The organism is Isoptericola sp. b515, from assembly GCF_030588125.1.
Taxonomy (GTDB): domain Bacteria; phylum Actinomycetota; class Actinomycetes; order Actinomycetales; family Cellulomonadaceae; genus Isoptericola; species Isoptericola sediminis.
This window is the reverse complement of the sequence record NZ_JAUQYR010000002.1, coordinates 403,233-429,892: the sequence shown is the minus strand read 5'-3', so window position 1 is coordinate 429,892 and position 26,660 is coordinate 403,233. Positions and strand designations below refer to the sequence as shown.

29 protein-coding genes and 5 tRNA genes are annotated in these 26,660 nt (G+C 74.2%); 19 read left to right on the top strand and 15 right to left on the bottom strand.

Annotation, left to right across the window (positions count from 1 at the left end; genetic code table 11):
- Positions 1-9 precede the first annotated feature (9 nt).
- The 4 genes from Q6350_RS07710 to Q6350_RS07695 all read right to left on the bottom strand — a co-directional run bounded on the left by Q6350_RS07710 (position 10) and on the right by Q6350_RS07695 (position 4,211).
- The gene (locus Q6350_RS07710; protein WP_305065888.1) at positions 10-519 is read right to left on the bottom strand and encodes a single-stranded DNA-binding protein; all 510 of its coding nucleotides are present in this window, start codon (positions 517-519) and stop codon (positions 10-12) included.
- A gap of 53 nt (positions 520-572) precedes the next feature.
- Positions 573-2,156, bottom strand: coding sequence for a GTP-binding protein (locus Q6350_RS07705; RefSeq protein ID WP_305065887.1), 1,584 nt, complete (start codon positions 2,154-2,156; stop codon positions 573-575).
- Positions 2,153-3,808, bottom strand: a complete 1,656-nt coding sequence (locus Q6350_RS07700) for a GTPase (protein ID WP_305065886.1) — start codon at positions 3,806-3,808, stop codon at positions 2,153-2,155. Before Q6350_RS07700 ends, Q6350_RS07705 begins: the two co-directional genes overlap by 4 nt.
- Positions 3,809-3,890: 82 nt before the next feature.
- Positions 3,891-4,211: a DUF3467 domain-containing protein gene (locus Q6350_RS07695; RefSeq protein ID WP_171247566.1), complete on the bottom strand. Its 321-nt coding sequence runs from the start codon at positions 4,209-4,211 to the stop codon at positions 3,891-3,893.
- Positions 4,212-4,456: 245 nt separating this feature from the next.
- Between Q6350_RS07695 and Q6350_RS07690 the strand changes: the two genes are divergently transcribed.
- From Q6350_RS07690 to Q6350_RS07655, 8 genes are all read left to right on the top strand, one after another.
- Positions 4,457-4,530 (top strand) — tRNA-Arg (locus Q6350_RS07690).
- A gap of 604 nt (positions 4,531-5,134) precedes the next feature.
- A complete protein-coding gene (gene orn / locus Q6350_RS07685) occupies positions 5,135-5,773 on the top strand; it encodes an oligoribonuclease (RefSeq protein ID WP_304603563.1) in 639 nt (212 codons plus the stop codon).
- 58 nt (positions 5,774-5,831) lie between these two features.
- Positions 5,832-5,907: transfer RNA gene (locus Q6350_RS07680), tRNA-His, on the top strand.
- Between the two features lie 94 nt (positions 5,908-6,001).
- Positions 6,002-6,478, top strand: a complete 477-nt coding sequence (locus Q6350_RS07675) for a GyrI-like domain-containing protein (RefSeq protein ID WP_304603562.1) — start codon at positions 6,002-6,004, stop codon at positions 6,476-6,478.
- A 96-nt stretch (positions 6,479-6,574) separates the two neighbouring features.
- Positions 6,575-7,408 (top strand): ABC transporter ATP-binding protein, encoded by an 834-nt coding sequence (locus Q6350_RS07670; RefSeq protein ID WP_171247561.1) that lies wholly within the window; start codon positions 6,575-6,577, stop codon positions 7,406-7,408.
- On the top strand, positions 7,405-8,043 hold the full coding sequence (locus Q6350_RS07665) for an ABC transporter permease (RefSeq protein WP_171247560.1): 639 nt from the start codon (positions 7,405-7,407) through the stop codon (positions 8,041-8,043). Before Q6350_RS07670 ends, Q6350_RS07665 begins: the two co-directional genes overlap by 4 nt.
- 1 nt (position 8,044) lies before the next feature.
- Positions 8,045-8,728 carry an ABC transporter permease gene (locus Q6350_RS07660; RefSeq protein WP_304603561.1) on the top strand — a complete coding sequence of 228 codons (684 nt, stop codon included), beginning with the start codon at positions 8,045-8,047 and terminating at the stop codon, positions 8,726-8,728.
- Between the two features lie 74 nt (positions 8,729-8,802).
- Complete coding sequence (locus Q6350_RS07655; protein WP_304603560.1) at positions 8,803-9,717, top strand: ABC transporter substrate-binding protein; 915 nt, start codon at positions 8,803-8,805, stop codon at positions 9,715-9,717.
- Between the two features lie 94 nt (positions 9,718-9,811).
- Here the strand turns inward: Q6350_RS07655 and Q6350_RS07650 are convergent, their stop codons facing one another.
- Both Q6350_RS07650 and Q6350_RS07645 read right to left on the bottom strand, forming a co-directional pair.
- Complete coding sequence (locus tag Q6350_RS07650) at positions 9,812-10,726, bottom strand: RimK family alpha-L-glutamate ligase (RefSeq protein WP_171247555.1); 915 nt, start codon at positions 10,724-10,726, stop codon at positions 9,812-9,814.
- 65 nt (positions 10,727-10,791) lie between these two features.
- Complete coding sequence (locus tag Q6350_RS07645) at positions 10,792-12,276, bottom strand: NAD(P)/FAD-dependent oxidoreductase (RefSeq protein WP_304603559.1); 1,485 nt, start codon at positions 12,274-12,276, stop codon at positions 10,792-10,794.
- Between the two features lie 215 nt (positions 12,277-12,491).
- Between Q6350_RS07645 and Q6350_RS07640 the strand changes: the two genes are divergently transcribed.
- The 5 genes from Q6350_RS07640 to Q6350_RS07620 are packed head-to-tail and all read left to right on the top strand — an operon-like array spanning position 12,492 to position 16,886.
- Positions 12,492-13,085 carry a biotin transporter BioY gene (locus tag Q6350_RS07640; RefSeq protein ID WP_304607286.1) on the top strand — a complete coding sequence of 198 codons (594 nt, stop codon included), beginning with the start codon at positions 12,492-12,494 and terminating at the stop codon, positions 13,083-13,085.
- Positions 13,086-14,501: a class I adenylate-forming enzyme family protein gene (locus Q6350_RS07635; RefSeq protein WP_305065885.1), complete on the top strand. Its 1,416-nt coding sequence runs from the start codon at positions 13,086-13,088 to the stop codon at positions 14,499-14,501.
- Positions 14,498-15,595 carry a beta-ketoacyl synthase N-terminal-like domain-containing protein gene (locus tag Q6350_RS07630; RefSeq protein WP_305065884.1) on the top strand — a complete coding sequence of 366 codons (1,098 nt, stop codon included), beginning with the start codon at positions 14,498-14,500 and terminating at the stop codon, positions 15,593-15,595. The genes Q6350_RS07635 and Q6350_RS07630 overlap by 4 nt, the downstream gene beginning before the upstream one ends.
- Positions 15,592-16,284, top strand: coding sequence for an energy-coupling factor ABC transporter ATP-binding protein (locus tag Q6350_RS07625; RefSeq protein ID WP_305065883.1), 693 nt, complete (start codon positions 15,592-15,594; stop codon positions 16,282-16,284). The genes Q6350_RS07630 and Q6350_RS07625 overlap by 4 nt, the downstream gene beginning before the upstream one ends.
- Positions 16,281-16,886: an energy-coupling factor transporter transmembrane protein EcfT gene (locus Q6350_RS07620; protein ID WP_304603554.1), complete on the top strand. Its 606-nt coding sequence runs from the start codon at positions 16,281-16,283 to the stop codon at positions 16,884-16,886. Before Q6350_RS07625 ends, Q6350_RS07620 begins: the two co-directional genes overlap by 4 nt.
- 1 nt (position 16,887) lies before the next feature.
- Here the strand turns inward: Q6350_RS07620 and trmB are convergent, their stop codons facing one another.
- From trmB to Q6350_RS07595, 5 genes are all read right to left on the bottom strand, one after another.
- A complete protein-coding gene (trmB, locus tag Q6350_RS07615; protein WP_304603553.1) occupies positions 16,888-17,700 on the bottom strand; it encodes a tRNA (guanosine(46)-N7)-methyltransferase TrmB in 813 nt (270 codons plus the stop codon).
- Between the two features lie 35 nt (positions 17,701-17,735).
- Positions 17,736-18,143, bottom strand: coding sequence for a pilus assembly protein CpaE (locus tag Q6350_RS07610; protein WP_171247546.1), 408 nt, complete (start codon positions 18,141-18,143; stop codon positions 17,736-17,738).
- Positions 18,144-18,246: 103 nt separating this feature from the next.
- Positions 18,247-18,897 (bottom strand): hypothetical protein, encoded by a 651-nt coding sequence (locus Q6350_RS07605; RefSeq protein WP_305065882.1) that lies wholly within the window; start codon positions 18,895-18,897, stop codon positions 18,247-18,249.
- Positions 18,898-18,972: 75 nt separating this feature from the next.
- Entirely contained in the window at positions 18,973-19,899 is a 927-nt protein-coding gene (locus Q6350_RS07600; protein ID WP_305065881.1) for a hypothetical protein, read from the bottom strand.
- A 191-nt stretch (positions 19,900-20,090) separates the two neighbouring features.
- Positions 20,091-20,792: a type II CAAX prenyl endopeptidase Rce1 family protein gene (locus Q6350_RS07595; RefSeq protein WP_305065880.1), complete on the bottom strand. Its 702-nt coding sequence runs from the start codon at positions 20,790-20,792 to the stop codon at positions 20,091-20,093.
- 36 nt (positions 20,793-20,828) lie between these two features.
- Here Q6350_RS07595 and Q6350_RS07590 point away from each other — a divergent pair, with 36 nt between their 5' ends.
- Positions 20,829-21,473: a DUF2975 domain-containing protein gene (locus Q6350_RS07590; RefSeq protein ID WP_305065879.1), complete on the top strand. Its 645-nt coding sequence runs from the start codon at positions 20,829-20,831 to the stop codon at positions 21,471-21,473.
- Positions 21,470-21,760: a helix-turn-helix transcriptional regulator gene (locus Q6350_RS07585; RefSeq protein ID WP_305065878.1), complete on the top strand. Its 291-nt coding sequence runs from the start codon at positions 21,470-21,472 to the stop codon at positions 21,758-21,760. Before Q6350_RS07590 ends, Q6350_RS07585 begins: the two co-directional genes overlap by 4 nt.
- Before the next feature lie 50 nt (positions 21,761-21,810).
- Here Q6350_RS07585 and Q6350_RS07580 read toward each other — a convergent pair.
- The 3 genes from Q6350_RS07580 to Q6350_RS07570 all read right to left on the bottom strand — a co-directional run bounded on the left by Q6350_RS07580 (position 21,811) and on the right by Q6350_RS07570 (position 22,417).
- A tRNA-Lys gene (locus tag Q6350_RS07580) sits at positions 21,811-21,883 on the bottom strand.
- Between the two features lie 71 nt (positions 21,884-21,954).
- Positions 21,955-22,030: transfer RNA gene (locus Q6350_RS07575), tRNA-Lys, on the bottom strand.
- Positions 22,031-22,120: 90 nt separating this feature from the next.
- Positions 22,121-22,417 carry a co-chaperone GroES gene (locus tag Q6350_RS07570; RefSeq protein WP_304603803.1) on the bottom strand — a complete coding sequence of 99 codons (297 nt, stop codon included), beginning with the start codon at positions 22,415-22,417 and terminating at the stop codon, positions 22,121-22,123.
- Positions 22,418-22,595: 178 nt separating this feature from the next.
- Here Q6350_RS07570 and bcp point away from each other — a divergent pair, with 178 nt between their 5' ends.
- From bcp to Q6350_RS07550, 4 genes are all read left to right on the top strand, one after another.
- The gene (gene bcp, locus Q6350_RS07565) at positions 22,596-23,078 is read left to right on the top strand and encodes a thioredoxin-dependent thiol peroxidase (protein WP_304607279.1); all 483 of its coding nucleotides are present in this window, start codon (positions 22,596-22,598) and stop codon (positions 23,076-23,078) included.
- A gap of 36 nt (positions 23,079-23,114) precedes the next feature.
- Positions 23,115-23,199, top strand: a tRNA-Leu gene (locus Q6350_RS07560).
- Positions 23,200-23,289: 90 nt separating this feature from the next.
- Positions 23,290-23,547: a hypothetical protein gene (locus Q6350_RS07555; protein WP_171247534.1), complete on the top strand. Its 258-nt coding sequence runs from the start codon at positions 23,290-23,292 to the stop codon at positions 23,545-23,547.
- Between the two features lie 210 nt (positions 23,548-23,757).
- Positions 23,758-26,073: a glycosyl hydrolase gene (locus Q6350_RS07550; RefSeq protein WP_304607278.1), complete on the top strand. Its 2,316-nt coding sequence runs from the start codon at positions 23,758-23,760 to the stop codon at positions 26,071-26,073.
- A gap of 72 nt (positions 26,074-26,145) precedes the next feature.
- On the opposite strand, the gene trxA is transcribed toward Q6350_RS07550, so the two are convergent.
- On the bottom strand, positions 26,146-26,523 hold the full coding sequence (trxA, locus tag Q6350_RS07545; RefSeq protein WP_171247532.1) for a thioredoxin: 378 nt from the start codon (positions 26,521-26,523) through the stop codon (positions 26,146-26,148).
- Positions 26,524-26,660: the final 137 nt, after the last annotated feature.

The following is a 26,660-nucleotide window of genomic DNA, read 5'->3' as shown; positions in this document are numbered from 1 at the left end:
TGACCCAGCCTACGCGACGGCGGCCTCCGCGGCGGGATCGAGGGCATCTTCGGGGTCGTGGGCTCCGTCGCGGTCCTCCGCCGCGTCGGCCCCGCCGTCCCAGGGGTCGGGCGGGGTCGCCGAGCCGGACGGCGTCCGCTCCGTGGCCGGGTCGTCGTGGGTCACCTTGGTGAACCGCGTCAGTCCACGGCTCGCGTCGGGGCCGACGGCGTCGGCGTCGATGATCAGCGCGTACCGGTCCCGGCCCTCCTTGTCGACCCACTCCTCGGTCGAGGGGCGGCCCGTGACGACGACGGGCTGTCCCGGCGTGATCGACTCGCAGATCGTGCGCGCCGCACCGCGGAAGGCCTTGACGGTGAACCACGTGGTCCGTCCGTCGCGCCACTCCCCCGTGGCGGCGTCACGCAGCCGCCGGGTGCTGCCCACCCGGAAGCTCGTCCACGGCACGTCGTGGGCCGACAGGTGCAGCACCGGGGTCGTCCCGACGTAGCCGGTCACGGTCACCTTCGCGTCGCTCATCGCGTCCTCCTGGGATCCTCGGGCCGGCGCGGTGCCGGCCGTCCGCCCCAGGTTCACGTCACGGCGCCGGCTCGGTCCCCCTCGTCGGTCGCGTCGGTGGACGACGCGGCGATCTCGTCCGCTGTGGGTAGCCGGTGGCTCCCGGTCAGCGGTGCCGCCGACGGCAGCTCCCGCACGGACAGGGCGTGGTCGCGCACCTGTCGGTGCTCGCCGAGCACGCGCTCGGTGGGCTCACCCAGCCGGGCCACCAGCACGTCCCGGACGGCCCGCCGCCCTTCGGAGCGCACCTCCTCCTGCCGACGCCGAGCCTTGCGACGACGCTGCACCACCCGCACGACCGCGAGCACCGCGGCCGCCACCACCAGGGCACCGCCGGACGCCGCCAGCACCAGCCCCCACGGCTGGGCCAGGGACAGCACGTCGCCGAGCGCGAGCCCACCGACCACCCCGAGCACGACGCCCAGGGCGAGGCAGACCCACGCCACCCGGCGCAGCGCCCGCGCGTGCCGCGGGCCGCTCACGTCCAGGTCGACCTCACGCAGCGCCGCGGTCACCGCGGCGCGCAGCTGGTCGGCGGAGGCGGCCGACTCGGCCAGCGACCGCTGCCACCCGGGACGCAGCGACGCCCCGGCGCGGGTCAGCCAGCGTGCGCGCGCCAGGGCGATGGCGTCCCGGTCCGGCGCGGGCAGCTCCGGCATCCCGTACCGGTTGCGCACCGCGGCACCCACCTGGCTGGCCACGGCGTCGAGACCGGTCGCGGCCACCACCGGTTCGAGCTCACGGTCGACCGCCGCGTCGAGCCGCCAGGGCACGTCCGCCGGCGTCTGCGCCAGCAGCGCGGACCCGGCGGCGTCGAGCTCGGCCGCGGCCCGCCCGGCTGCGACGGACCGGCGCGCGCAGGCCTCCTCGAGCACCTCGCGCACCCGGGCGACACCTTCACCGGTGCGCGCGGAGACCGGCTGGACGAAGACGTCGTGCAGGCCGTCGTCGGCGAGCAGCCGCTCCAGGTCCTCCACCAGGTTGTCGCGCTGGGAGTCCGGGACGGTGTCGACCTGGTTCAGGACCACGACCATCGAGGACTCCGAACCGACCTGGGCACGCAGGTAGCCGGAGTGCAGGGCGTCGTCGGCGTACTTCTGCGGGTCCACGACCCACACCAGCAGGTCGACCAGCGGCAGCACCCGGTCCACGACCTCCCGGTGGGCCGGCTCGACGGAGTCGTGGTCGGGCAGGTCGAGCAGCACCAGACCCGCCATGGCCCCGGCGCCGTCCCCCTCGAGGACCTCCGAGTGGGTGATGCGCCGCTCGCGGTCGACGCCGACCCAGTCCAGCAGCGGATCGGCCTCGTCGGACCACGAGCAGGCCGTCACGCGGGCGGTCGTCGGCCGCTTGACGCCCACGTCGGCGAACGACAGCCGGGAGATCTTGTTGAACAGGCTCGACTTGCCCGATCCGGTGCCGCCGGCGAGCGCCACCACGGTGTGGTCGACGCCGAGGTCGAGGCGTTGCCGCACTCCCTCGACCGCGGTCCGGACCCGCTCGGCGGTCGCGGCGTCGAGACGCGGGCCGGCGAGGTCGAGGGCCCGGGCGAGGTCCTCGGTGCGGGCCCGCAGGGTCGCGTCGTGCGAGGGGTTCACGTGAGCCTCCTCAGCTCGGCGAGGCGCAGGCGCAGCGGGGAGGCCGCGTCGTCGGCCAGGTGGGGTGAGTCCAGGCCCTCCAGCACGGCGTCGACCTCGCGGTCGACGACGGCGGCGGCCCGGTCGGCGAGGTCGTCGCGCAGTGCGTCGACCTGGTCGTCCAGCACGTCCCCGAGCACGCGGTCCAGCAGCCGGCGCGCGTCGTCGCTGCCGGCCGCCGCGGCGAGCAGCAGGGTCGCCAGACCGCGCTCCCCGAACGCCCGGGCGGCCGCGGTGACGGGTCGGGACGGCTCGGCGCCGAGGACGTCGGCGACCCGGCGGTCGGCCTCGTCGGCCCAGGCGGAGACCGTCGCGGGGACGGCCTGCTCGCGGTCGGTCGCCCGGTCGTCCGCGTCCGGCAGGACGGCCGCGCCACCGGGCGGCGCGGCCGGACCGTCCAGCACGGCACGCAACCGGTCGGCGACACGAGCTCCGGAGGCCGTGAGGGTGTGCTCGGCGGCCTGCCGGATGTCCTCGCGCAGCAGGTCGAGACCCGCCGAACGGATCCGCCCGGCGCGACGCGTGCTGCGGACGTGGTCACCGCGGAACTTCAGCCGGTCGATCCGCGCCGTGCCCGACAGCTCGCGCCACCGTGCCTCGACCGCGGCACCCGCGACGACGCCGGCGCCGACGGCGTCCCGGGCGAGCCCCCGGGCGGCGGGCACCTCGGCCTCCACGGTGCGACGGAGCGTCGTCGCGGCCGCGGCCTGGGCCTCGACGGCGTCGGCCAGGGACGTCACCCAGCCCGGCAGGGCGTTCAGGGATCCCTTGAGCGTGCGCACCACGACGGCACGGGACCGCTCCGGCCCGGCCAGCATCGTGAGCCAGCGCTTGACCTGGGCGACGGGCTTGTCCTCGAGCAGCCCCTCGTGGGGTCCGACGTCGGGCACGACGAAGAGCGGCGTGTCGACCATGCCGTGCGCACGGAGCCGGCTCATGAGGTCCCCGCGGATGGTGACCAGGTCCTCGCGCGGGACGCGGTTGAGCACCATCGCCACGGAGGCGCCGCGTTCGGTCGCCCGCGCCAGGGCCTGCCAGGGCAGCGCGTCGCCGTACCGGGAGGCCGTGGTGACGAACAGCCACAGGTCGGCGGCCTCGAGGAGCTGCTGGGCCGTGGACCGGTTCTCCTGGACGAACGAGTCGAGGTCGGGGGCGTCGAGCAGAGCCGTGCCGCGGGGCACGCCCTCGTGGTGCACGACCCGGGACAGCTCGGTGACCGGCCCCTCGGCGATGACGTCGGCGTCGGCCGGGTTGAAGGCGAGCACCGGTTCACGGGTGGTCGGGCGCAGCACGCCGGCGGCGGAGATCTCCTCCCCCAGCAGCGAGTTGTACAGCGTCGACTTGCCGGCGCCGGTGGAACCCGCGACGACGACGATCGCGGGCGAGCTGAGCTCGGCCATCCGCGGCAGGAGGTGCTCGTCGAGCTGGGCGAGCAGCCGGTCGCGCGAACCCTCCGCCTCGGCGGCTCCGTCGAGGGGCATGGGCAGCCGCACCGCGGCGACGTCGCGCCGCAGGTCCTTGGCGACGTCGTAGACGGTGAGACCGATCTCCGCGTCCGCATCGGCGCCGGACCGTCCACCGAGGAACCGGCTCGAGCGCATGGAGGTAGTCACGCCAACATCCTGGCCTGCCGGGCGGTCGGTGCCAAACGCGCGCGCCGACCGGCCGACGTTTCCGCCGTCCGGACCAGGGCGGTCAGTCCTTCGGACCGGACCCGTCCGCCTTGTGACCAGTCTCCCGCTCCCACGCGTCGAGCTGCTGGGTCAGGGCGCGCGCCAGCTCGAACACCTGCTGCGGCGGGATCCGCACGCGGGAGACGACCCGGGCGGGCATCACCCTCCCGCCCGTCTCGGCCCCGGTCGTCTTGTCGACGGCCGCCTTGGCCGGGGACTTCGCGGCGACGAAGTCGAGGACGAACGAGGCCGACGTGTGCCACACGGAGGCGAAGTCGGCGGGCACCCCCGTCTCGTGCTCGGTGGGCAGGTCGACCTGGAGCCGGAGCTCGCTGCTGGCCATGACGGTCCTCTCGCGACAGGGAGTCGGTCCCCTCGACCGTACCCGGCCGACACACCGCGATCGGGGAAGCGCGACACGATCGGCGAGACTCCGGAATCCGGCGGCGTCCAGCACCCTGGACCGCCGGCCGTCCCTTCTGGAGGCCCCCGAGGGAGGCCCCGTCGGTCGTTGCGGACGGACCGGGCGACGGACCGTGCTCGAGCCCGCTCGGACCGTCCGGGTGCTCCGCTAAACTCGGCACGCTTGCCTCCGTAGCTCAGCTGGACAGAGCGGGTCACTTCTAATGACTAGGTCGCGGGTTCGAATCCTGCCGGGGGCACCGACACAGCGACGCACGACGTCGTCGGCTCGCCGACCGCCCTCGTGACCGGGACATCCCGGGACCCACCCCGGCCGGCCGCGGTGGGTGAAGTCGGGCCCGAAACGTACTCCGGACGCCTCCCCCGGCTCCCTGTCAGAAAAGACCGTGCATTCGGTCCACCCCTCGAGGCATCCTCGAACCACACCGCGGTGACGTCGTCCGGACCCTTCCGGGCGCACGGGTGGCCCCTGGCCCGGGCCATATCTCCCCACGTCACGAAAGAAGTCGATCCATGCATCCCCTCGAAGCACATGCCGTCGCCCGAGCCCTCCACGAGGAGCGGCAGGCGGAGGCAGCACGTGCCCGGCATGCCCGGGAGCGGCGCGCCGCCCCGCAGGCGTCAGCATCCCCGCGGCGGCCGCGACTGCGGCACCTGTTCCCGGTGCGGCGGCCGTCCGTCGGCCACGTGTCCGGCGTCCGCGTGGCATGACGCCCCGGCACGACCACCCGTCCACCGAGCCCCGGCGGACCGCGACCTCTCCGAGCGTCCGGACCGCCGGGGCTCCTTGCTGCGGCGGGCCGCTCCCCCGACCCGTGCCGCGCGGAACGTAGGCTGATCCCCGTGAGCCCGAGCAACCCGAACGACCGCATCGTGTGGATCGACTGCGAGATGACCGGCCTCGACACCCGGGCGGACGCCCTGGTGGAGGTGGCCGCCGTGGTCACCGACTCCGAGCTCAACGTGCTCGGGGACGGCGTCGACGTCGTCATCCGACCGCCGGCCGAGGCCCTGGAGCAGATGAACGACTTCGTGCGCGAGATGCACACGACGTCCGGCCTGCTCACCGAGTTGGAGAACGGCACCACGCTGGCCGACGCCGAGGCTCGTGTGCTGGCGTACGTCCGCGAACACGTGCCCGAGGTGCGCAAGGCGCCCCTGGCCGGCAACTCCGTGGGCACCGACAAGGTGTTCCTGGAGCGGGACATGCCCGAGCTGACGGGCCACCTGCACTACCGGATCGTCGACGTGTCCTCCGTCAAGGAGCTCGCCCGCCGCTGGTACCCGCGGGTCTACTTCGCCTCCCCGCCCAAGGACGGGGGCCACCGCGCGCTGGCGGACATCCTGGAGTCGATCGACGAGCTGCGGTACTACCGCGAGGCGCTGTTCGTGCCCCAGCCCGGTCCGGACACCAAGACCGCCCGCCAGGTCGCTGCCCGGATCAAGGAGACCTCGGTCACGAACTCGACCTCGATGTCCTGATCACGTCCCTGACCATGTACACTTTTCGACGGCCGCAAAGCTCTGCGCGGCGGCCGTGGTGGCTATAGCTCAGTCGGTAGAGCGCCTGGTTGTGGTCCAGGAGGTCGCCGGTTCAAGCCCGGTTAGCCACCCCATCGAGACGGTCTCGGCGCGACGCGCCGGGACCGTCTCCTCGTCTCCCGGCTCGCTAGGATCGATCCCACCGCACCGACGCGAGGGAGTCCGACCATGTCCGCACCGTCGTTCACCGACCCCACGATCGAGACCCGCGGCGAGCAGCACCTCGCGGTGGTCCGCGAGACGGTCGCCCTCGCCGACATCCCCGCTCTCTACGACCGGGCGTTCCCGCTGATCTTCGCGGCCCTGGGCCGCGCGGGCGTCGAACCCGTCGCGCCGCCGCTGGGCATCAGCCACCGCATGCCCGCCGAGACCCTCGACCTGTCGGTCGCCGTCCCGGTCGCGGAACCGTTCGCCGACGACGGCGAGGTCGCCGGCGAGACCCTGCCCGCCGGCCGCGCGGCCACGGTGCTGGTGCGCGGCGAGTACGACCAGATCGCGCCCGCCTACGAGCACCTCTTCGGCTGGGTCGCCGCCCAGGGCCTCGTCCCGACCGGGATCGCCTGGGAGCAGTACCTCACCGAACCGTCGCCGGGCGGCGACCCGTCCCGCACCGAGACGCTCGTCGGCGTCGATCTCGTGGGCTGAGAGCCGCCGCGACCGGCGGGTTCGCTCGCACACCGCGCCCAGGTGTGATCGGCTGGGGCCGGTATCCCCGCGAGCGCCCGGAGGCGAGCAGACCCGATGATCGAGTTCCGGTCGGTCACCAAGACCTATCCCGACGGCACGCACGCCGTCGACGACTTCTCCCTGGTCGTGCCCGCCCACACCACGACGGTGCTGGTCGGTTCCTCCGGCAGCGGCAAGACCACCCTGCTGCGGATGATCAACCGCATGGTGGAGCCGACGTCGGGCACCATCGAGATCGACGGCGAGTCGATCGCGGAGCGCGATCCCGTGCGGTTGCGGCGCAGCATCGGGTACGTGCTGCAGAACGGCGGCCTGCTCCCCCACCACCGCGTCGTCGACAACGTCGCCACCGTGCTGCGGCTGGAGGGCACGCCCAAGCAGCAGGCCCGGGACCGCGCCATGGAGGTGCTCGACGTCGTCGGCCTGGACCGCTCGCTGGCCACCCGCTACCCGAGCCAGCTCTCCGGGGGCCAGCAGCAGCGCGTCGGGGTGGCGCGCGCGCTGGCCGCCGACCCGAACATCCTGCTCATGGACGAGCCGTTCGGTGCCGTCGACCCGATCGTGCGGGCCGAGCTGCAGACGGAGACGCTGCGCCTGCAGCAGGAGCTGCACAAGACCGTCGTGTTCGTCACCCACGACATCGACGAGGCGTTCCTGCTCGGGGACCAGGTGGTGATCCTCGAGACCGGTGCGCAGGTCGCCCAGATCGGCTCCCCGAGCGAGATCATCGAGAACCCGGCGAGCGAGTTCGTGGCCAGCTTCATCGGCACCGAGCGGGGCGCCCGGGCGCTGCGCACCAAGGAGACCGGTCACGGCACGGTGCTGGTGGACGCCACGGGCCGCACCCAGGGCCGGCTGGTCGGGGACGACGACGAAGGCACCGCATGAGCTGGGTCGTCGAGAACCTCGACCTCATCGGTCGGCTGACGGTCGAGCACCTGCGGCAGAGCGCGCTGCCCATCGTCCTGGGGTTGCTGCTGTCGATCCCGGCGGGCTGGTTCGCGTTCCGCTTCCGCCTCACCCGCGGCGTGGTGCTGACGGCCGTGGGCCTGCTGTACACGATCCCGTCGCTGGCGCTGTTCGCGCTGCTGCCGCCGCTGCTGGGCATCAGCTTCCTGTCGGAGGTCAACCTGATCGTCGCGCTGACGATCTACGCCGTGGCGATCATGACCCGGTTCGTCGCCGACGCGCTGTCCTCCGTCGAGCCGTCCGTGCGGCAGGCGGCCGACGCCGTCGGGTACGGCACGTGGCGGCGGTTCTGGCAGGTGGACCTGCCCCTGGCCGGCCCGGTCGTGCTGGCCGGCCTGCGGGTGACCGCGGTGTCGACCATCTCGCTGTGCACCGTCGGCATCCTCATCGGGATCGACAACCTCGGCTACCTGTTCACCAACGGCTACCAGCGCCAGATCATCCCCGAGATCCTCGCCGGCGTGGTCGCCGTCGTCGTCATCGCGCTGCTGGTGGACTGGCTGCTGGTGCTCGCGGGGCGGGCGCTCATGCCCTGGACCCGGAAGGGGGCGTGAGATGGACCTCTTCGCCGACGCGATCGCCTGGATCTTCTCCCCCGACGCGCAGTCGGGTTCGCTGCCTCTTCCCGAGGCGATCTGGACCCACCTGGCGTTCACGTTCGTGTCCGTGCTCATCGCCGCGGCCGTGGCCGTCCCGGCCGGCTGGCTCGTCGGGCACACCGGCCGGGGGCGCGAGGCCGCGGTCGCGCTGTCGGGCGCGGCGCGGGCGGTGCCGTCGTTCGGTCTGGTGCTGCTGCTCGTCCTGGTCTTCGGGGTCACCCACAAGGTGGGGGCGTCGACGACGGCGTTCGTGCTGCTGGCGATCCCGCCGATCCTCGCGGGCGCCTACTCCGGCGTGGAGGCCGTGGAGCGCCGAGTGGTCGACGGCGCACGGGCGGTCGGCATGACGTCACGTCAGGTGCTGGGCAAGGTGGAGATCCCGCTGGGTCTGCCGCTGCTGATCGGCGGCCTGCGCTCGGCGACCCTGCAGGTGGTGGCCACGGTGACGCTCGCCGGGTACGTCGGGAGCTGGGGGCTGGGCTTCTACATCGTCCAGGGCATCCAGATCCGCGACTTCGCGCAGATCCTCGGTGCGGCGCTGGTCATCGTGGTGCTCGCCGTCGTGCTCGACCTGCTGTTCGCGCTGCTGGAGCGCGCGGTCGTGCCGCACGGTGTCGCGGCCCGACGCTCCGCCGACTGAACAGGACGAACCGGGCACCCCGTGCTTGACTGGGACGGCCCACGCCGACCTGGCACCTGGAAAGAGGCACACAGATGCGCACCATCCGACGCACCACCGCACTCGTGGCCGGCGCAGCAGCGGCACTGCTGACCCTCACCGCGTGCGGGGGCGACTCGGACCCGCTGGAGCAGGACACGGGCGACGGCGGCGAGGAGACGTCCTCCGACACGATCGTCGTCGGCTCGCAGGCCTACTACTCGAACGAGATCATCGCCGAGATCTACGCCCAGGCCCTGGAGGCCGACGGCTTCACCGTCGAGCGCAACTACTCCATCGGCCAGCGGGACGCCTACATGCCGGCGCTCGAGGCCGGCGAGGTGCAGGTCTTCCCGGAGTACACCGGCAACCTGCTGCAGTACTACGACCCGGAGACGACCGCCACCTCGGCGGACGACGTCTACGCCGAGCTCGCCGACGCCCTGCCGGAGTCGCTGACCGTGCTGGACCAGTCACCGGCCACCGACCAGGACTCCTACAACGTGACGGCCGCGTTCGCCGAGGCCGAGGGGCTGACCTCGATCGGGGACCTCGCCGGCCTCGAGGACCTCACGCTCGGCGGTCCGGCCGAGCTCGAGGAGCGCCCGTACGGTCCGCAGGGGCTGTCGGAGGTCTACGACGTCGACGTCGCGTTCGAGGCCACCGGTGACACGACCGTGCAGGACCTGGTGGCGGGGACGGTGGACGTCGCGAACGTCTTCAGCGCCGACCCGCGCATCCAGACCGAGGACCTCGTGACGCTGGAGGACCCCGAGGGTCTGTTCCTCGCCTCCAACGTCGTGCCGCTGGTCAGCACCGACGTGGCCGACCAGGTGGCGGACGTCATCAACCCGGTCAGCGCCGCCCTGACCCCGGAGGGTCTGGTCGACCTCAACGTCCAGTCCACCGAGGAGCAGCGCTCCAGCGAGGACATCGCCGCCGACTGGCTCAGCGAGAACGGTCTCGCCTGACCGTCCCGCACGCACATCGAGCGTGCTCGCTCGGGCCCTCATTCGCTCAGGAAAGGGCCCGAGTGAGCACGCTCGATGCGTGTCCGGGGTGGCCTCAGCCGAGGCGGGCGACGATCGCGTCGGCGAGACGCTCCGCGGTCCCCGCGTCACCGGCGTGCTTGAGCCACAGCGACGGCTCGGTGAGCTCCAGCTCGATGACGGTCGGGGTGCCGTCCTCGCCCGTGACCAGGTCGACCCGGGCGTAGAGGAACGGCTTCGTCACCCCGAGGCGGTCGTGCGCCACGGCGATCGCCCGGCGGGCCACGTCGACCTGCGCCGCGGTGGGCTCGACCGGCTCCATCTGCTCCTTGCGGTACAGCCCCGCGGTGGGCCGGCTCGGGCCGGTCAGCAGCGCGTTCTTGCGCACCGCGTGCTGCACCTCGCCGTCGACGAAGACCAGGCAGGTCTCCCCGGCGGTGTCGACGCTGGTGACGTAGGGCTGGATCATCACGGCACGGCCGTCGTCCAGCAGCGCCTTGGCGTGCTCGATCGCCAGGGCCCGCGACTCGGCGCTCACCGGCTGGTAGCGGCCGGTGTCCTTCGCGCCCGCCGACACGACCGGCTTGACGACGAAGTCGCCGAAGGCCGGCATCCGGGTGTGGATGGCGCGCTTGCCGAGGTGGCGCTCGGGGTCGAGCCAGATCGTGGGGATCACCGGGACGCCCGCCTCGTCGAGGGTCTGCAGGTAGGTCTTGTCGGTGTTCCAGGCGATGACGTCGGCGGCGTTGGCCAGGTTCGGCACCGACCGGGCCCACTCGATGAACTCGTCGCGGCGCGGGGAGTAGTCGTAGGTGGATCGCACCACGACGAGGTCGTAGGACGACCAGTCGACGTCCGGGTCGTCCCACACGACCGGCTCCGCGGTCACGCCGCGTGCGGCGAGCGCGGGGAGGATCGGACGGTCGTCCGCGTCGAGGTCGGGCAGGACGGAGCAGGTGGCGAGTCCGACTCGCTTCGTCGTGGTGGTCACGGGCCCCAGGATATCGGGGCCTCGCGGGACCGGGCGCGAGCGACCGGCAGGCGGACCGCCCCGGCTCACAGGCCGTAGGCCTCCAGCAGGCGCAGCCACATCTCGCTGACCGTGGGGAAGGCGGGCACCGCGTGCCACAACGTGCCCAGCGGCACCTCGGCCACGACGGCGATGGTGGCGGCGTGCAGCATCTCGGCGGCGTCCGGACCGACGACGGTCGCCCCGACGATCACCTCGCGCTCGGTGTCGACGAGCACCTGGACGCGTCCGGCGTAGTGCGGCGAGGTGACCGCGGCGCCGGCGACGCCGCCCAGGTCGACGGAGACCGTCCGCACCGGCAGGCCGGCACGGGTCGCCTCGGCCTCGGTCGGACCGACCCAGGCGACCTCGGGGTGCGCGAACACGACGTGCGTGCGCGCCCCGTGGTCGGCCCGGGCGGCGTACCGGCTCCACCCGGAGCCCGACGACGCGGCTGCCGCCTCGCCGTCCCCGCCGGACCCGTAGAGGGCGGCGATCACGTCCCCGGCCACGCGCGCCTGGTACTTGCCCTGATGGGTGGTCCCGACCCGCCCCGTCACGTCGCCGCACGCGAACAGCCACGGGTGCCCGACGACGTCGCGTGCGACGCCCTGCACGGCGGTCGAGTCCTCGATCGTCAGGGGCGTGCCCGGCTCCAGCCCGACGCTGTCCAGCCCGACGTCCCCGGTGCGGGGACGCCGGCCGGTGGCCACGAGCAGCTCGGCCCCGGTGACGGGCCCGGGCCCGTCGTCACCGGCGACCGTCACGGTGACGGGCCCTCCGGGTGCCGGTCGCTCGACCCGCCGGGCCTCGACCCCGAGGCGCACGTCCACCCCGGCGGCACGCAGCGCGTCGGCCACCATCTCCCCGGCGAAGGGTTCGGCGCCCTCGAGCAGCCCCTCCCGGGCGAGCAGGGTGACCCGCGCGCCGAGGTCGGCGTAGGCGGTCGCCATCTCGACCCCGACGACGCCCCCGCCGAGGATCACCAGGGACTCGGGCACGGCCTCGGCCGCGGTGGCCTCGCGCGAGGTCCACGGGTTGGCGGCGGCGAGTCCGGGCACGTCCGGGACCACCGGCGCGCTCCCCGTGGAGACGACGACGGCGCAGCGCGCGGCCAGCCGGTGCGTCTCCCCCTCGGCGTCGTCGTCGACACCGGTGGCCGGGACCACCTCGACGAGGCGTTCACCGACGAGACGGCCGTGCCCCCGCACCAGCGTGATGCCCACCGAGGCGAGCCAGTCCTCCTGGCCGGAGTCGTCCCCCTCGCCGGTCATCTCGTCGCGCCGGGCGAGCACCGCCGACACGTCCAGCGGGCCGGGGTCGGCGACGCCGGCCGCGTCGCGCGCCACCTGCCGGGCCGCCCCGGGGTGCAGCAGCGTCTTGGAGGGGATGCATGCCCAGTACGAGCACTCCCCACCCACCAGCTCGGCCTCGACGACCGCGACGGACAACCCGCCGCGCGCCGCCCGGTCGGCCGCGTTCTCCCCGACGGGGCCGGCCCCGATGACGATGACGTCGTAGGTCTGCTCCATCGGTGCATCGTGTCGCGTCGCGGCGGGTTCCGCAGCGTGAGTCGTGCTGCGGTGTCCCACCACCCGGGGACCGCGAGGTTGGCCGAACCCGACAACCGCTTGTGGGATTCGTGCACGATGGTGGGGCCGGGCTGGCCGACCGGACCGGCGCCCCGCACGCGGCGGGGACAGCAGAGTGGGATCGCCCCCGCACCGCGCACGACGAAGGAGCACCGTTGACCGACACCGTCGCCGGGACCACGACCCGGACCACCACCACCGCCGACGCCGCGCGGATCGCGACCTTCGCCGCCCTCATCGCCGTCCTCGGCCTGCCGGGGTCGATCGCGCTGTTCGGCAACGCCGTCCCGATCACCCTGCAGACGCTGGGGGTCATGCTCGCCGGGGCGATCCTGGGCGCGCGGCGTGGTGCACTGGCCGTGCTGACGCTGCTCGCCCTCGTGGCGGCCGGACTGCCGCTGCTCGCGGGGGGCCGCGGCGGGCTGGGCGTGTTCGTCGGCCCCTCGGCCGGATACCTCGTCGGGTTCGTCGCGGGCGCCTTCGTCGTGGGCTGGCTCGTCGAGCGGCAGCGCCGCGTGACCTTCCTCGGGGTGCTGGCCGCCGCGCTCGCCGGCGGGGTGGGCGTCGTCTACGCCGTCGGGATCCCCGTCCAGGCCGCGCTGACGGGCGTCCCCCTGCCCGAGACGGCGATGCTGTCGCTGGCCTTCCTCCCCGGGGACGTGCTCAAGGCGCTGGCCTGCGCCGCCGTCACCGCCGCCGTGGCACGGGCGTACCCGTCGGCGCTGCGCCGGCCGGGGCAGGAGGGCTGAGTGCCGGTCGCCCACCACGTCCTGCGCCACGCGCACGGCCCCGCCGCCGACCGGGTCGCCGTGCGCGGCGGCGAGCGCAGCCGCACCTACGCCGAGCTCGCGGCCGACGTCGTCGCGGGGGCCGGGCACCTGCGGGCCACCGGCACGGTCACCGGCGACCTCGTGGTGCTGTCGCTCCCCGACCCGCTGGACACCCTGGTCGCGCTGCTGGCCGTGGACCACGCGGGCGGCGTCGGACTGGTCGGCGACCCCGCCTGGCCCGGGCACCAACGGTCCGAGGTGCTGCGCGCCCTGGCTCCGGCCACCGAGGTGCGCACCCCGCTCCCCCGCGGCCACGGCGGTCCTCCCCCGTCCCCCGGGCCCGCCCCGGACCCGTCGACCCCCGCCTGGGCCGGGTTCTCCTCGGGCAGCACCGGGCGCCCGCGGGCGGTGGTGCGCAGCCGCGGGTCGTGGACGGCGTCGTTCGAGCACGTCTCCCGGCTGACCGGGACCCGACCCGAGGACACGGTGCTGGTCACCGGGCCGCTCACCAGCTCGCTGCACTGCTTCGCCGCGGTGCACGCCCTGGCGACCGGTGCCGGCGTGACGCTCGCACCCTCCGCCCCCGCCACGACGGCGGCGCTCGCCGCGGCCGACGTCGCCCACCTGGTGCCGTCCCGTCTCGACGACGTGCTGGACGCCCTCGACGCCGGGATGCCCTCCCGGCTGCGCACCGCCGTGGTCGGCGGGGCCGGGACGGACCCCGTCCAGCACGAGCGGGCCCGCGCCCACGGGGTCGGGGTCGTCACCTACTACGGCGCGGTCGAGCTGAGCTTCGTGGCGATCGACACCGGAGCCGGGCTCGTCCCGTTCCCCGAGGTGGAGGTCCAGGTGCGTCCGCAGCCGGGCACCCGTCTGGGCGAGGTCTGGGTGCGCTCGCCCTGGACGGCGACGGGGTACCTCGCCGGCGCCTCCGGTCCGCTGCGCACGGAGGACGGATGGTGCACGGTCGGTGACCTGGCCGACCTGCCGACCTCCGGCACCCCGTCGCTGCCCGCCGACGGCGCGCTGCGGCTGCGCGGCCGTGGTGACGGCGCGATCCTCACCGCCGGCGCCACCGTGGTCCCCGAGGACGTGGAGGCGGCGCTGCGCCCGGTGCCCGGGGTGCGCGACGTCGTGGTCGTCGGGGCGCCGCACCGCCGGTTCGGCGCGGTCGTCGTCGCCGTGGTCGAGGCCGACGAGCGGTCCGGCCTGCGCGCACATCTCGAGCGCGTCGCACGCGCGACGCTCACCCCCGCGCAACGGCCCCGCCGCTGGTACCGGCTCGCCGCGATGCCCCGGACCTCCAACGGCAAGGTTGCGCGGTCCGCGCTGGGCGCGGCCGTGGCAGGACACGACCCGTCCGCGCGCGTCGGCGACCTCACGGTGCTTCGGTGAGCGTGGTCGTCGCGGCACGCCGCACCTGGGTCGGGCGTCCTGCCGCCGGGCACGCCCACGCGGACGAGACACGGCTGGCCGCCGCCGTCCTCAGCGCCGCGGCGCAGGACGCGGCCGCCGGGCGGGTGGACGACGTGGTGCTGGGCAACGCCGCCGGGCACGGCGGGAACGTGGCCCGGCGGGCGGCGCTCGCCGGGCTCGGCCTCGCCGTGCCCGGGATCAGCGTGGACCGGCAGTGCGCCTCCGGGCTGGCGGCCGTGGCGACGGGCGCGGCGCTGGTCGACGCCGGTCACGCGGACGTCGTGCTCGCGGGCGGGGTGGAGAGCACGACCCGCGCCCCGGCGCGGTCGCACGGCCGCCTCGACTATCGCCGGGCCTCGTTCGCCCCGCCCCCGTGGGCCGACCCGGACGCGGGTCGGGCCGCGGACCGGCTCGCCCGCGCTCGCGGCGTCACCCGCGAGCGCCAGCACGCCTGCGCCATCGCCTCGCACAGCCGCGTACGAGCGGCCCACGAGGCCGGGTGGTTCGGGCCGGAGGTCACCGGCGTCGGCGGCCTGGACCGCGACGAGCACGCCCGACCGCTGCCCGGCCGGGTCCTGGACCGGCTGCCGGGCGCCTTCGGCCCCGACGGGTCGGTGACGGCGGCCTCGGCGGCCCCGGCCGCCGACGGGGCCGCCGCCGTGGCGCTCGTCCCCGACGGACCCCCCGGGCTGCGCGTCCGCGGTGCGGCCACCGTCGCGTGCGGTCCGGACATGCCTCTGCTCGCGCCGGTGCGGGCGGTGCGCACGGTGTGCGAGCGCACCGGCGTCGGGACGGCGGACCTGGCGGCGGTCGAGCTGGTCGAGGCCTTCGCCGTCCAGGCGCTCGTCGTGGCCGAGGACCTGGGGCTGGACCCGCTGGGTGACCCGCGCTGGAACCCGGACGGCGGCGCGCTGGGGGCCGGGCACCCCTTCGGGGCGAGCGGGGCGATCGCCGTCGTGCGGCTGTACTCCCGCCTGGTCCGCGGCGGGGCACCGGCCGGGGCGCTGGGCGTGGCCACGGCCGCCGGCACCGGGGGCGTCGGCGTGGCGCTGCTGCTGGAGGTCGTGCGATGAGCGAGATCGTGCTCGACGACGTCCACGTGCGGCGCGAGGGCCGGCACGTGCTGCGCGGGGTGTCGGTGCGGCTGACCGAGCGGCGGGTGGCGGTGATCGGCGCCAACGGGTCCGGCAAGTCGACCCTGGCCCGGCTGCTCAACGGACTGGTGACCCCGACGTCGGGCCGCGTGCTGGTCGACGGGCTGGACGTGCGGCGGCACGGCCGGGCCGTCCGTCGCCGGGTCGGGTTCGTCTTCACCGACCCGGACGCGCAGATCGTCATGCCGACCGTCGCCGAGGACGTCGCCTTCTCGCTGCGCGGCTCGGGGCTGTCCCGCGCGCAGGTCCGGGACCGGGTGGCGGCCGAGCTGGCACGGCACGGGCTGGCGGACCACGCCGACCACCCGGCGCACCTGCTCTCGGGCGGGCAGAAGCAGCTGCTCGCGCTGTCGAGCGTCCTCGTGACCGCCCCCGACCTGGTGGTGGCCGACGAGCCGACGACGCTGCTGGACCTGCGCAACACCCGGCTGATCGCGGACCGGCTGGCGGCCCTGGAGCAGCGGGTCGTGCTCGTCACCCACGACCTGGACCTCGTGGACGGCTACGACCGGGTGCTCGTGGTCGACGAGGGTCGCGTCGTGGTGGACGACGTCCCGGCCGTGGCCGTGCCGGCCTACCGGACGCTGATGGCGGCCCCGGTCCGATGACCGGGACCACCTCCGCGGCCCCGACCGGCGGCTCGCCCGTGCACCGGCTCGGCGCCGGCCCGAAGCTGGTGGCGCTGTGCCTGTGCTCGCTCGCGCTGCTGGGCGTGCGCGGTCCGCTCGGGGCGGGGATCGCCGTCGTCGGTGTCGTCGCGCTGCACGCGCTCGCCGGTCTCGGCCCCCGCGTGCTGTGGGCTCACGTCCGCCCGCTGCGCTGGGTGGTCGTGTGCCTGCTGGCGGTGCAGTGGTGGCTGCTGGGCCCGGTCGAGGCCGTCGTGCTCAGCACCCGGCTCGTCGCCCTGGTGGCCCTCGCCGGTCTCGTGACGGCCACCACGGCGACGCAGGACGTCCTGGACACCCTGGAGAGCGCGCTGCGGCCGGGCCGCCGGTGGGGCGTCGACCCCGAGCGGGTGGCGCTCGTGCTGGCCCTGACGCTGCGTTCGGTACCGGTCCTGGCGGACCTGGCCGCGCGGGTCCGGGACGCCCAGCGGGCGCGGGGCCGGGAGGCGGACGTGCGCGCGTTCGCCGTCCCGCTGGTCGTCGGGTCCCTGCGCCGGGCCGACGCCCTCGGCGAGGCCCTGCGGGCCCGTGGGCTGGACGACTGAGTCAGACCCGGACGTACTCCAGGTCCGTCACCGAACGGCCGGCGTTCAGGCCCTTGCGCTCGAAGCTGGTCATGACCCGGCCCTCGAAGCGCGGCGCCCGGCCGCCCGGTCCGTGGGCGTTGCGGAAGCCGTCGGCGGCGTCGCCGACCTCCAGCATGACCTCGCCGTACTCGGCCCAGTCGGTCGCCAGCCGCCATCGGCCGCCGGGCCGGATCGCGCGGGCCGCCAGCTCGGCGAAGGCCGGGGTCACGAGGCGGCGCTTGTGGTGCCGCTTCTTGGGCCACGGGTCCGGGAAGAACACCCACAGCTCGTCCAGGCTGCCCTCGGGCAGCCCGTGACCGAGCAGCTCGGCGGCGTCGACCTGCATGATCCGCAGGTTGTCGAGCTCGTGCCCGGGGTCCCCGCCGGCCACCGCCGGGTCGGCACCGGCGTGCCCGGCCCGCACGATGGTCTGCGCGACGCCCGGCCGGTAGACCTCGACCGCCAGGTGGTCACGCTCGGGGTGGGTCGCTGCGGCGTGCACGACGCACTCGCCGAGGCCCGTCCCGATCTCGAGCACGAGCGGGGCCGTGCGGCCGAACTCCGCGACCGGGTCGAACTGCCAGTCCGGGTGCACCGAGAGGTCCCGGTGCTCGTGCGGGACGTCCACCAGGTAGCGGTGACGGCGCGTGTCCCACGCCTTCTGCTGCCCCGGGGTCAGGCGTGCGGTGCGCCGCACGAAGCTGAGCGGACGGCGGTGGTGACGGGTGTCGACGGTGTCGTCTCCCGGGGTGTCCTGCGGGGTCCCGGGGTTCTCCTGCGATGGGTTCGGCACCGGACCAGGGTAGTCGTGCCCGCCGCCGGCGCGGGTCACACCGAGGACAGCCCGATGAGCGCCAGCAGCGCCTCCCCGTAGGCGTCGGACGCGTCGCGGGCCTCGAAGACGCGCTGCTCGCCGAGCAGCTCGACCTCGACGGCGAAGACCTCTCCGTCGTACCGCAGGGCCCGGAAGGTCCTGCCGAGCAGCTCGCGGAGCTGGTCCTCGCGCGGCAGCCACAGCGTGTCGTCGAGGTCGACGGAGTCCAGCGCCCACTCGGTGGTCCCGTTGAACCCCAGGATCGTGCCGGTGTCGAAGTGGTGCGCCTCCACCACGAGCGTCGAGACCGTGAAGACGTCCTCGAGGAGGTCGGGCGCGTCGATGTGGAAGCGGTCGCCGTCGGCGGGCTTCCAGAGGAGTCCCGCGTCGCGCAACCGGGTGGCGAGCTCCGTGGAGATCATCACCCCATCGTGCACCGTCAGGCCGTGGACGCCAACGGGTCGCCGGCGGCGCGGGCGGCCCGGCCGGGGTGCGCTCCCGGCCGGGCCGCGGCTCCTCGACGGGTCAGCCCTGCGGGTGGATCCCCACCTGCTGGACCGGCTGCGGCCCGGACTCGTACAGCACGGGCTTCACAGGTCCGTGCACGAGCTCGTTGACCTGCACGTCGACCAGGTCGTGCCCCGCGACCTGCGAGACGTCCGTCAGGTGGATCCTGACCTGCACGGCGCTGCCGCGGGGCAGCCCGGTGCTCCCCGGGTCGCGCAGCACGGCCTGCCCGCTGACGACGGCCTGCTGCCCGGCGCCGTCCACGACCGCGTCCGGGAAGGCCAGGTGGCCGTCATGGCCGTCATGGCCCCCGCCGTGACCGCCGCCGGGGCCGTGACCGCCGCCTTCACCGCCGACCATGACGCGATGGACCTCGAGGTCCGCCAGGCGCAGCCCGTCGGACCCGGGCGTCTGCAGGACCAGCGAGCCCCAGCAGTCGATGGTCGCGTCCTGCGGCCGGCACGACGTCACGCCGTCACCGTCCGTCCCGCTGTGCGCCGTCAGGGCGATCCGCAGCCCGCCGTCGCGCAGCGCGGACGCCGGGTTGACCGCCGTCACGGTGACCCCGGGGGTGGACTCCCCCTCCGCCGCCGCGACCACCTGGGCGGAGGCTCCGACGAGGAGCACCGCCAGCAGGGTCCGCGACACCCTGCTCACCATCCTGGACATGTCCCACTCCTCTCCGCCGGCCGGCCGGGTCGGGTGCCACCCGTGGCGGCACCCGACCCACGCGGCCCGACCGGATCAGCCCCGGCCGAGGGCGTTGCCGCCGCCCTGACCGCCGTTGCCACCTCGGGGACGGTCGGCCGGACGGCCGCCGTTGCCGCCGCCGTTGCCGCCGCCCTTGTTCCCGACGTTGACCACGAGGGTGACCGTGTCGTCGACGCCGTCGCCGTCGCTGTCGCTGAGCGTGCCGGCATCGGTCGCTCCGAGCCCGACGGCCGGCGTCGTCACGGTGATCAGGTACTCACCGCCGACGGGCTTCTGCCAGTTGTAGCCGTAGACGACCCGGCCCGTGGAGTTGACCTCCGCGACGTAGGCGATCTCGTCCGCCACCACGACCGAGCCGTCGGTGGTGCGGATGTCGAGGGTGGCGCCGCCGTCCCAGGCCCGGACCTCCGGGTACGGGGACTCCTCGACACCGAGCGTCCCGTAGTGGGACTCACGGTCCAGCAGCGTCGGGTCCAGCTTCACCACCGTGTACCCCGGCATCGGGAACGCCGTCGGGTCGGCGAACAGGCCGATCTCCACCCGGATGGGCGTCCCGGCCTTCAGGGGGGCGTTCTGCAGGTTGTCCCCCCACTCGGCACCGACGGTCAGCGTGTCGGCCGCGGCCTCGGCGCAGTCGGCCTGCCAGGTGGCGATCCCCTGGACCCAGTAGTCCAGGTGCTCGTCGGGGATCCCGTCACCGTCGGTGTCGACGCCCTTCGTCCCGGCCGGGTCGACCGAGTCGTCGCCGTCCGTGCAGGTCCCCCCGAACGGCGACCCCGCCGCGCCGGGCACGAAGACGGTCGGGACGGACAGGTTGTTGGCCCCCAGCTCGCCCTCGTCGCCCGGGGGATGGGGCGGGCCGCCGCCCCCGGGCGCCGCCTGGACGCCGGTGATGCTCATCGTCGTCAGCAGGACCGCTCCCGCGACAGCTCCGACGCCACGTCGCGTCGACCTCGTCATCATGATCGTTCGCCTCGCTCCCGTGCGCGGGATCTCGACCACCGAGGGGCCACGCTGGTCCGGGGCGGCACCGGATCCCTGAGATGTCCTTCGATCGTCACGCCGGACATCCCTGTCCGGTCAGTGCAGGACGACCCTGTGCGACCGGGACCTTGGACGCTGACCCGACAATGCGGTCACGGCGGTCCGGGTCACCCGTGCTGGACGACCAGCGCCACGATCACGGTGGCGTTCCAGCACGAGTGCGCCACCACCGGCGCGGTGAGACGCCCCGTACCGACGAACAGCGCCGTGTAGGTCGCCCCGGCGACGAGGATCGAGACCAGGTCGGGCACGGTCGCCGGCAGGTGCAGCACGGCGAAGAGCACGACCGAGACCACGACGGCCATGGCCCGGGCCCGACGACGATCGGCGAACACCTGCGGGACGGCGCCGACGAGGACGCCGCGGAACCACAGCTCCTCGGCCAGCCCGCCACCCACCACGCCCAGGACCAGCGCGCCCACGACCGCCGACCAGCCACCCGACGTCAGGCGCAGGACCTCCTGGACGCCCTCGTTCGCCACTCCCCCGGCCAGCGGGACGAGGACGCCCAGCTCGAGCGCCAGCCGGGGCGGGACCGTCGCCAGGGCCAGCAGCGTGTCGCGCCGCCACCGACCGGCCCCGATCCCGACGGCGGCGGGCCCGGCCCCGCGGCGTCGCAGCCACCACGCGGCCGTCCCCGCCGCCCCCGCGAGCTGGACGACGGCGAGGCCGACCAGCACGACCGCCCCGAGGTCGAGGACGCTGACGACGATCGGCGCGCCCACGAACCACAGCAGGCAGCCGACGAGGAAGAGGGTGACGGTTCCGGCCCGGGTCCGGGCGCTGGTGCGGGAAGGGAGGGTCGACATCGGGCACCTCACTGGCATATCGATTATCGTGATGCCATGACCCTAGCGTATCGATTGTCGATATGGCGCCGTCGGCGGACCGACGACGCCTCCACACCACGACGGACGGCCTCACGCGCCGTCACCGTGCTGACCGTGCTGGCCGCCGTGGCCGCCCTGCTCGCCGGGACCGGTGCGCTCGTCGCGGACAACATCCTCGTCCCCGTCACCGGGCAGGCGGCGACCACCGCGAGCGACGACGGCCGCCACCTGCTGGGCGGGACCACGACCTCGACGCTGACGATCGTCGAGCCCACGGCCGGCGAGCGCCTGTGGGTGTTCGCCCCCGCCGTGGCGTGGTGCCTCACCGCGGTCGCCTGCGGGCTGCTGCTGCGCCGTGTCGTCCGGACGACCGAGACCGGCGACGCCTTCCACCCCGACAACGCGCGGCACCTGAGGCAGGTCGGCACGGTCGTGCTGGGCGGGGGCCTGCTCGCCGCGGCCGTCGCGACGGCCGGCCATCTCGTGCTCGTGCGCGACGCCGTCGCCGCCGGCTCCCTCACGGCACCGGGGGCGACCGTCCCGGCGGGCGAGGTCGTCGTGCCCGTGACGGCGTTCGCGGTGGCCGCGACCCTCTGGGGGGTGGCGGTGCTGCTGCGGCACGGGGCCGCCATGCGGGACGAGCTGCGAGGACTGGTGTGACACCACGCGACGACGCCACGGACGGCCCCCCGCACCGCGTGGTGGCCCACCTCGACCGGCTCCTCGAACGTCGCGGGCTGACCCTCGCCCAGCTCGCCGAGTCCGCGGGCGTCACCGTGGCGAACCTCTCGGTGCTCAAGAACAACCGGGCCCGGGCGATCCGCTTCTCGACGCTCACGGCGGTCTGCGACGCGCTCGGGTGCCAGCCCGGCGACCTGCTCAGCGTGGAACCCGGCCCGGGCGGCGACGGCGACGGTGACCGCCAGGCCGGCACGGACGGCCGCTAGGAGAGAGCACGAAGGCCCCCGTCGCCGGAGCGACGGGGGCCTTCGTGCGGTGCGCCATCAGGGACTCGAACCCCAAACCCGCTGATTAAGAGTCAGCTGCTCTGCCAATTGAGCTAATGGCGCGACACGACGGCGTCGAGTGCTCGATGCCGGCCGCTGTGCGCGCGGAGACCACGTCGTGAGCTCCGCGTGCGTGGTGCGCCATCAGGGACTCGAACCCCAAACCCGCTGATTAAGAGTCAGCTGCTCTGCCAATTGAGCTAATGGCGCGTAGCGGTATGGAACTCTACCAGCACCGCGGCGCGGGGTGACAACCGGATCTCGCCGCGCGGTGTGTGACCTCCGCGACAGCGGCGCAGGTCACAGGTACAGACCCGTCGCCCCGCCGTCGTCGGACCGCTCGGCGACGGCGTGCACGTCGCGCTCGCGCAGCAGCACGTAGTCGGTGCCACCCAGGTCGACCTCGGCGCGCTCCTCGGGGTCGTAGAGGACCCGGTCGCCGACCTCGACCTGGCGCACGTGCTCGCCCTTGGCCACGACCTTCGCCCACGCCAGCCGCTTCGGACCGCTGGCGGTGGCCGGGATGACGAGCCCGGCCGAGGACTGCCGCTCGGCCGAGTCGACCTCGGGGTCGACCAGGACCCGGTCGTGGAGCATGCGGATCGGCAGCGGTTCGACGGCCTGCTCGCCGTCCCCGGCCGCGGTGGGAGGTGCTGCGGGACTCACGAGGTCCACGCTACGCGAGAACCGTCCGCGCACCGCATCGCCCGACGTCGTCGCGCGACCTGCGGATAGGCTGAGCGACGGTCCCGTCCCCGCAGCACCAGGAGCACCCGTGACCCGTCTCGCCACCGGCGACACCGCCCCCGACTTCACCCTCCCCACCGCCGACGGCAGCACCGTGTCGCTGGCCACGCTGCGCGAGAGCGCCGAGCAGGGTGTCGTCGTGTACTTCTACCCCGCGGCGATGACGCCGGGGTGCACGAAGGAGGCCTGCGACTTCCGCGACTCCCTGGAGGCGCTGCAGGGGGCCGGGTACGCCGTCGTCGGCATCTCCCCCGACGAGCCGGCCAGGCTCGCCACCTTCGCCGAGCGCGACGGCCTGACGTTCCCGCTGGCCTCGGACCCGGACCACGAGGTCCTGGAGGCCTACGGCGCCTGGGGCGAGAAGAAGAACTACGGCCGCACCTACGTCGGCGTCATCCGCTCGACGGTGGTGGTCGGCACCGACGGGACCGTCGAGCTCGCCCAGTACAACGTCAAGGCGACCGGGCACGTGGCACGGCTGCGCACGAAGCTGGGGATCGACGCCGCCTGACCCGGGCACGCCGCCCCGTAGGATCGGGGTGGCCACGCGCGAGTGGCGGAACAGGCAGACGCGCCAGGTTTAGGTCCTGGTGTCCTCGGACGTGCGGGTTCGACTCCCGCCTCGCGCACCATCCCGCGCCGCGCGGGCCGTCGCGGCGTACCGTCGAGGATGACGGCGCGCACGCGGCGCGAGCCGTCGCGGCGGTGAAGGGAGCGACGTCATGTCCACGCTGAGCGCATTCCTCAAGGCCCGGATCTCCGAGCTGCTGGAGCACGAGGGCAAGCACCGCGGGGAACACGGTCACGTCCCGCTCACCCCCGAGCGCGAGGCGGAGCTGCGCGAGCTCCACGCCCACGCCGACCAGTACGAGCAGGGCCTGTTCGGTCCCGCGCAGGCCTCCTGGGCCGAGGGGCTGATGCGCGAGAGCGCGGCGGACTTCTCCGACCACCCCGACTACCGCGACGAGTGGCGACCCTGACGACCCGCTCTCGAGCCGGGTGGCGCCCCGACGGGTCACCGCACCCTGCTGACCTGCACGCTCCCAGGGACTGAGACATTGGTTGCACGTGTCACCACCGTGTCACTAGGGTCGTGGGATCGCTCCCACGCGATCGTTCGGAGCCGGTGACGACGCCGGCGAGGCTGCCGACGGTCGTCGAGGCCGAGCGACCGACCGATGAGGTGAACGATGACGTTCTGGAACTCCGCCCGGCGTCGGCGCACTGCACGGATCGCGGTGCCCGCGCTCCTGCTGGCCGGCATCGTGTCCGCCACCGCTCCCCCGGCCTCGGCCGACGTCGTGGACGTGGGGTCGGGCAGCTACACGACCGACCCCGTCGGGCCGACGCCCGAGGGCTGCGCCGCCGTGACCGCTGACGCCCGCGCCTTCGTCACGCCGGACGCGCCCAGCACGCCGCTGCCCACCAACGACTGGTGGTCGTCGCTGGCGTACAAGTTCTCCGACTGCCGCTTCAGCACCCCGCTGCACGCCCACCCGGCGTCGTTCAAGCCCACGAACACGGGCCTCGGCATCGGCTACACCACCGAGCCGACCCTGAGCACCAACGAGTACCACTACGCCTACTCCCAGGACGTGCTCGCGGGCGTCAGCGGGCTCTCGGCCCAGGACGTCAAGGTGGCCGACTGGACCGACTGGACCGTGACCCCCGTGTGGGACGACGGGCAGCAGACGCTGCGCGCCACCATCGGCCACGGGCTGCCGATCTCCTGGTTCGAGGCGACCGGCGGCGACGCACAGCTGACCACGCAGGGCCCGGCCTCCGTCTGGCTCGACGAGCCCGGCCGCATCGGGTTCACCTCCGGCGGCAGCGACTACCTCGCGGTCGCACCCGAGGGCGTGAGCTGGGGCGTGCGCGGCCGCTCGGTCACCGCGCCGACGCAGCGGTACGCCGTCGCCGTGATGCCGGACGTCAGCACGGCGCAGCGCGACGCGCTCGTGGACGACTACACCGCGGCGGGGCGCGCCCCGGTCACGTCGACCCGCATGGACTACAGCTACGACGAGGCCGCCGGCCAGGTCACCACCACCTACACGTTCGAGACGACCCCGTGGCCGGGTGCCACCGACGCCGGCACGGTCGCCGCGCTGTACCCGCACCAGAGCGCGTACCTGCAGGGTGCGACGCCCGCGACCGGCACCTACACCTCGGCGCGCGGTGACATGACCGTGCTCACCGGCGTCGACTCGTTCACCACGGCCACGCCGTTCGGCGGCGTCCTGACGGAGGTCCCCGCCGTCGCGACGGGCACCGGGGCCGAGCAGGCGGAGCTCGAGGCCCTGCTGGACCAGATCTCCGACCCGCTGGACCTCCAGCGGACCGACACCTACTGGACGGGCAAGGCGCTCGGCCGGGCGACCCGTGTGATCGAGATCGCCGACCAGCTCGGCCGCACGCAGCAGCGTGACGAGGCCCTGGCCTCGGTGCGCTCGGTGCTCACCGAGTGGTTCACCGCGACGCCCGGCAAGACCGAGCAGGTGTTCGGCTACGACGCGGAGTGGGGCACGCTCATCGGCTACCCCGGCTCGTACGGCTCGGACACCGAGCTGAACGACCACCACTTCCACTACGGCTACTACATCGCGGCCGCGGCGACCCTCGCCCGGTTCGACCCCCAGTGGGCCTCCGACTACGGCGGCATGGTGGACCTGCTCATCCGGGACGCGAACAACTACGACCGCACCGAGACGCGGTTCCCGTACCTGCGCGACTTCGACATCTACGCGGGTCACGACTGGGCCTCCGGGCACGCCGGCTTCAACGCCGGGAACAACCAGGAGTCCAGCTCCGAGGGCATGAACTTCGCCGGTGCCCTGGTCCAGTGGGGCGAGGCCACGGGTGACACCGCGGTCCGCGACGCCGGCGCCTACCTCTACGCCACGCAGGCCGCGGCGATCGAGCGGTACTGGTTCGACTCCGAGGGCACCACGTACCCCGACGCGTTCGGGCACCCCGTGGTCGGGATGGTCTGGGGCGACGGCGGCGCCTACGCCACGTGGTTCAGCGGCGAGGCCGAGATGATCCAGGGCATCAACACCCTGCCGATCACCGGGTCCCACCTCTACCTGGGCACCTCGCCCGAGACGGTGCGCGCCTCGTACGACCACCTGGAGCAGGTCAACGGCGGCCCGCCGACCGTCTGGCAGGACATCCTGTGGCAGTACCTGGCCCTCGGCGACGGGGACCGCGCCCTGTCCCTGCTGCAGTCGACGACGTTCACCCCCGAGGAGGGCGAGACGCCGGCGCACACCTACCACTGGATCGCGAACCTGGCCGCGCTCGGCACGGTGGCGACCGACGTGCACGCCGACGACCCGATGGCGGCGGCCTTCGACGGGACGGGCGGCCGCACCTACGTGGCGTCGAACGTCACGGCGACGGACCAGACGGTGACCTTCTCCGACGGCACCGTCGTCGACGTGCCGGCGGGCCAGGTCGTGGCCACCGGCGCCCGGTCGTTCAGCGGGGGCGGCTCGACTCCCTGACGCCACTGCGCTGAGACGACGAACGGCCGCCCCGGGACCTGTCCCGGGGCGGCCGTTCGTCGTGCGGTGGTCTCAGTTCTGCTGCTGACCGTTCTCCGCGGCGGCGATCTGGGCGCGGACGTCGTCCATGTCCAGGTCCTTGACCGCGTCGACGACCTGCTTGAGGGCGGGCGCGGGAAGCGCACCGGCCTGGTTGAAGACCATGATGCCCTCGCGGAACGCCATCAGGGTCGGGATGGCGCTGATGCCGGCGGCAGCGGCGATCTGCTGCTGAGCCTCGGTGTCGAGCTTGCCGTGCACGACGTCCGGGTGCTCCTCGCTCGACGCCTCGTAGACGGGCGCGAACTGGCGGCACGGGCCGCACCAGGAGGCCCAGAAGTCGACCAGCACGATGTCGTTGTCCTTGATCGCCTGCTCGAAGGTGGAGTCGGTGAGCTCGACGGTGGCCATGCGAAGTCCTCTCGTTGGGATGTGCTGCTACGGGTGCGAGCAATAAAACCCCACTGGGTATTCCCGGCCCGTCGCGTCCGGCCTCCGACCAGCAGATCACACCTGCGCAGGCCCCAGCCACCGCGCGACTGGTAGAA

What these genes read in the sequence shown, in the direction of transcription:
- Q6350_RS07710 (WP_305065888.1), bottom strand. Translation starts at nt 519, where the DNA reads ATGAGCGACGCGAAGGTGACCGTGACCGGCTACGTCGGGACGACCCCG.
- Q6350_RS07695 (WP_171247566.1), bottom strand. Translation starts at nt 4,211, where the DNA reads ATGGCCAGCAGCGAGCTCCGGCTCCAGGTCGACCTGCCCACCGAGCAC.
- Q6350_RS07675 (WP_304603562.1), top strand. Translation starts at nt 6,002, where the DNA reads ATGTCCGCACCGTCGTTCACCGACCCCACGATCGAGACCCGCGGCGAG.
- Q6350_RS07670 (WP_171247561.1), top strand. Translation starts at nt 6,575, where the DNA reads ATGATCGAGTTCCGGTCGGTCACCAAGACCTATCCCGACGGCACGCAC.
- Q6350_RS07665 (WP_171247560.1), top strand. Translation starts at nt 7,405, where the DNA reads ATGAGCTGGGTCGTCGAGAACCTCGACCTCATCGGTCGGCTGACGGTC.
- Q6350_RS07660 (WP_304603561.1), top strand. Translation starts at nt 8,045, where the DNA reads ATGGACCTCTTCGCCGACGCGATCGCCTGGATCTTCTCCCCCGACGCG.
- Q6350_RS07655 (WP_304603560.1), top strand. Translation starts at nt 8,803, where the DNA reads ATGCGCACCATCCGACGCACCACCGCACTCGTGGCCGGCGCAGCAGCG.
- Q6350_RS07645 (WP_304603559.1), bottom strand. Translation starts at nt 12,276, where the DNA reads ATGGAGCAGACCTACGACGTCATCGTCATCGGGGCCGGCCCCGTCGGG.
- Q6350_RS07625 (WP_305065883.1), top strand. Translation starts at nt 15,592, where the DNA reads ATGAGCGAGATCGTGCTCGACGACGTCCACGTGCGGCGCGAGGGCCGG.
- Q6350_RS07620 (WP_304603554.1), top strand. Translation starts at nt 16,281, where the DNA reads ATGACCGGGACCACCTCCGCGGCCCCGACCGGCGGCTCGCCCGTGCAC.
- Q6350_RS07610 (WP_171247546.1), bottom strand. Translation starts at nt 18,143, where the DNA reads ATGATCTCCACGGAGCTCGCCACCCGGTTGCGCGACGCGGGACTCCTC.
- Q6350_RS07605 (WP_305065882.1), bottom strand. Translation starts at nt 18,897, where the DNA reads ATGTCCAGGATGGTGAGCAGGGTGTCGCGGACCCTGCTGGCGGTGCTC.
- Q6350_RS07600 (WP_305065881.1), bottom strand. Translation starts at nt 19,899, where the DNA reads ATGACGAGGTCGACGCGACGTGGCGTCGGAGCTGTCGCGGGAGCGGTC.
- Q6350_RS07595 (WP_305065880.1), bottom strand. Translation starts at nt 20,792, where the DNA reads ATGTCGACCCTCCCTTCCCGCACCAGCGCCCGGACCCGGGCCGGAACC.
- Q6350_RS07590 (WP_305065879.1), top strand. Translation starts at nt 20,829, where the DNA reads ATGACCCTAGCGTATCGATTGTCGATATGGCGCCGTCGGCGGACCGAC.
- Q6350_RS07570 (WP_304603803.1), bottom strand. Translation starts at nt 22,417, where the DNA reads ATGCTCCACGACCGGGTCCTGGTCGACCCCGAGGTCGACTCGGCCGAG.
- Q6350_RS07555 (WP_171247534.1), top strand. Translation starts at nt 23,290, where the DNA reads ATGTCCACGCTGAGCGCATTCCTCAAGGCCCGGATCTCCGAGCTGCTG.
- Q6350_RS07550 (WP_304607278.1), top strand. Translation starts at nt 23,758, where the DNA reads ATGACGTTCTGGAACTCCGCCCGGCGTCGGCGCACTGCACGGATCGCG.
- trxA (WP_171247532.1), bottom strand. Translation starts at nt 26,523, where the DNA reads ATGGCCACCGTCGAGCTCACCGACTCCACCTTCGAGCAGGCGATCAAG.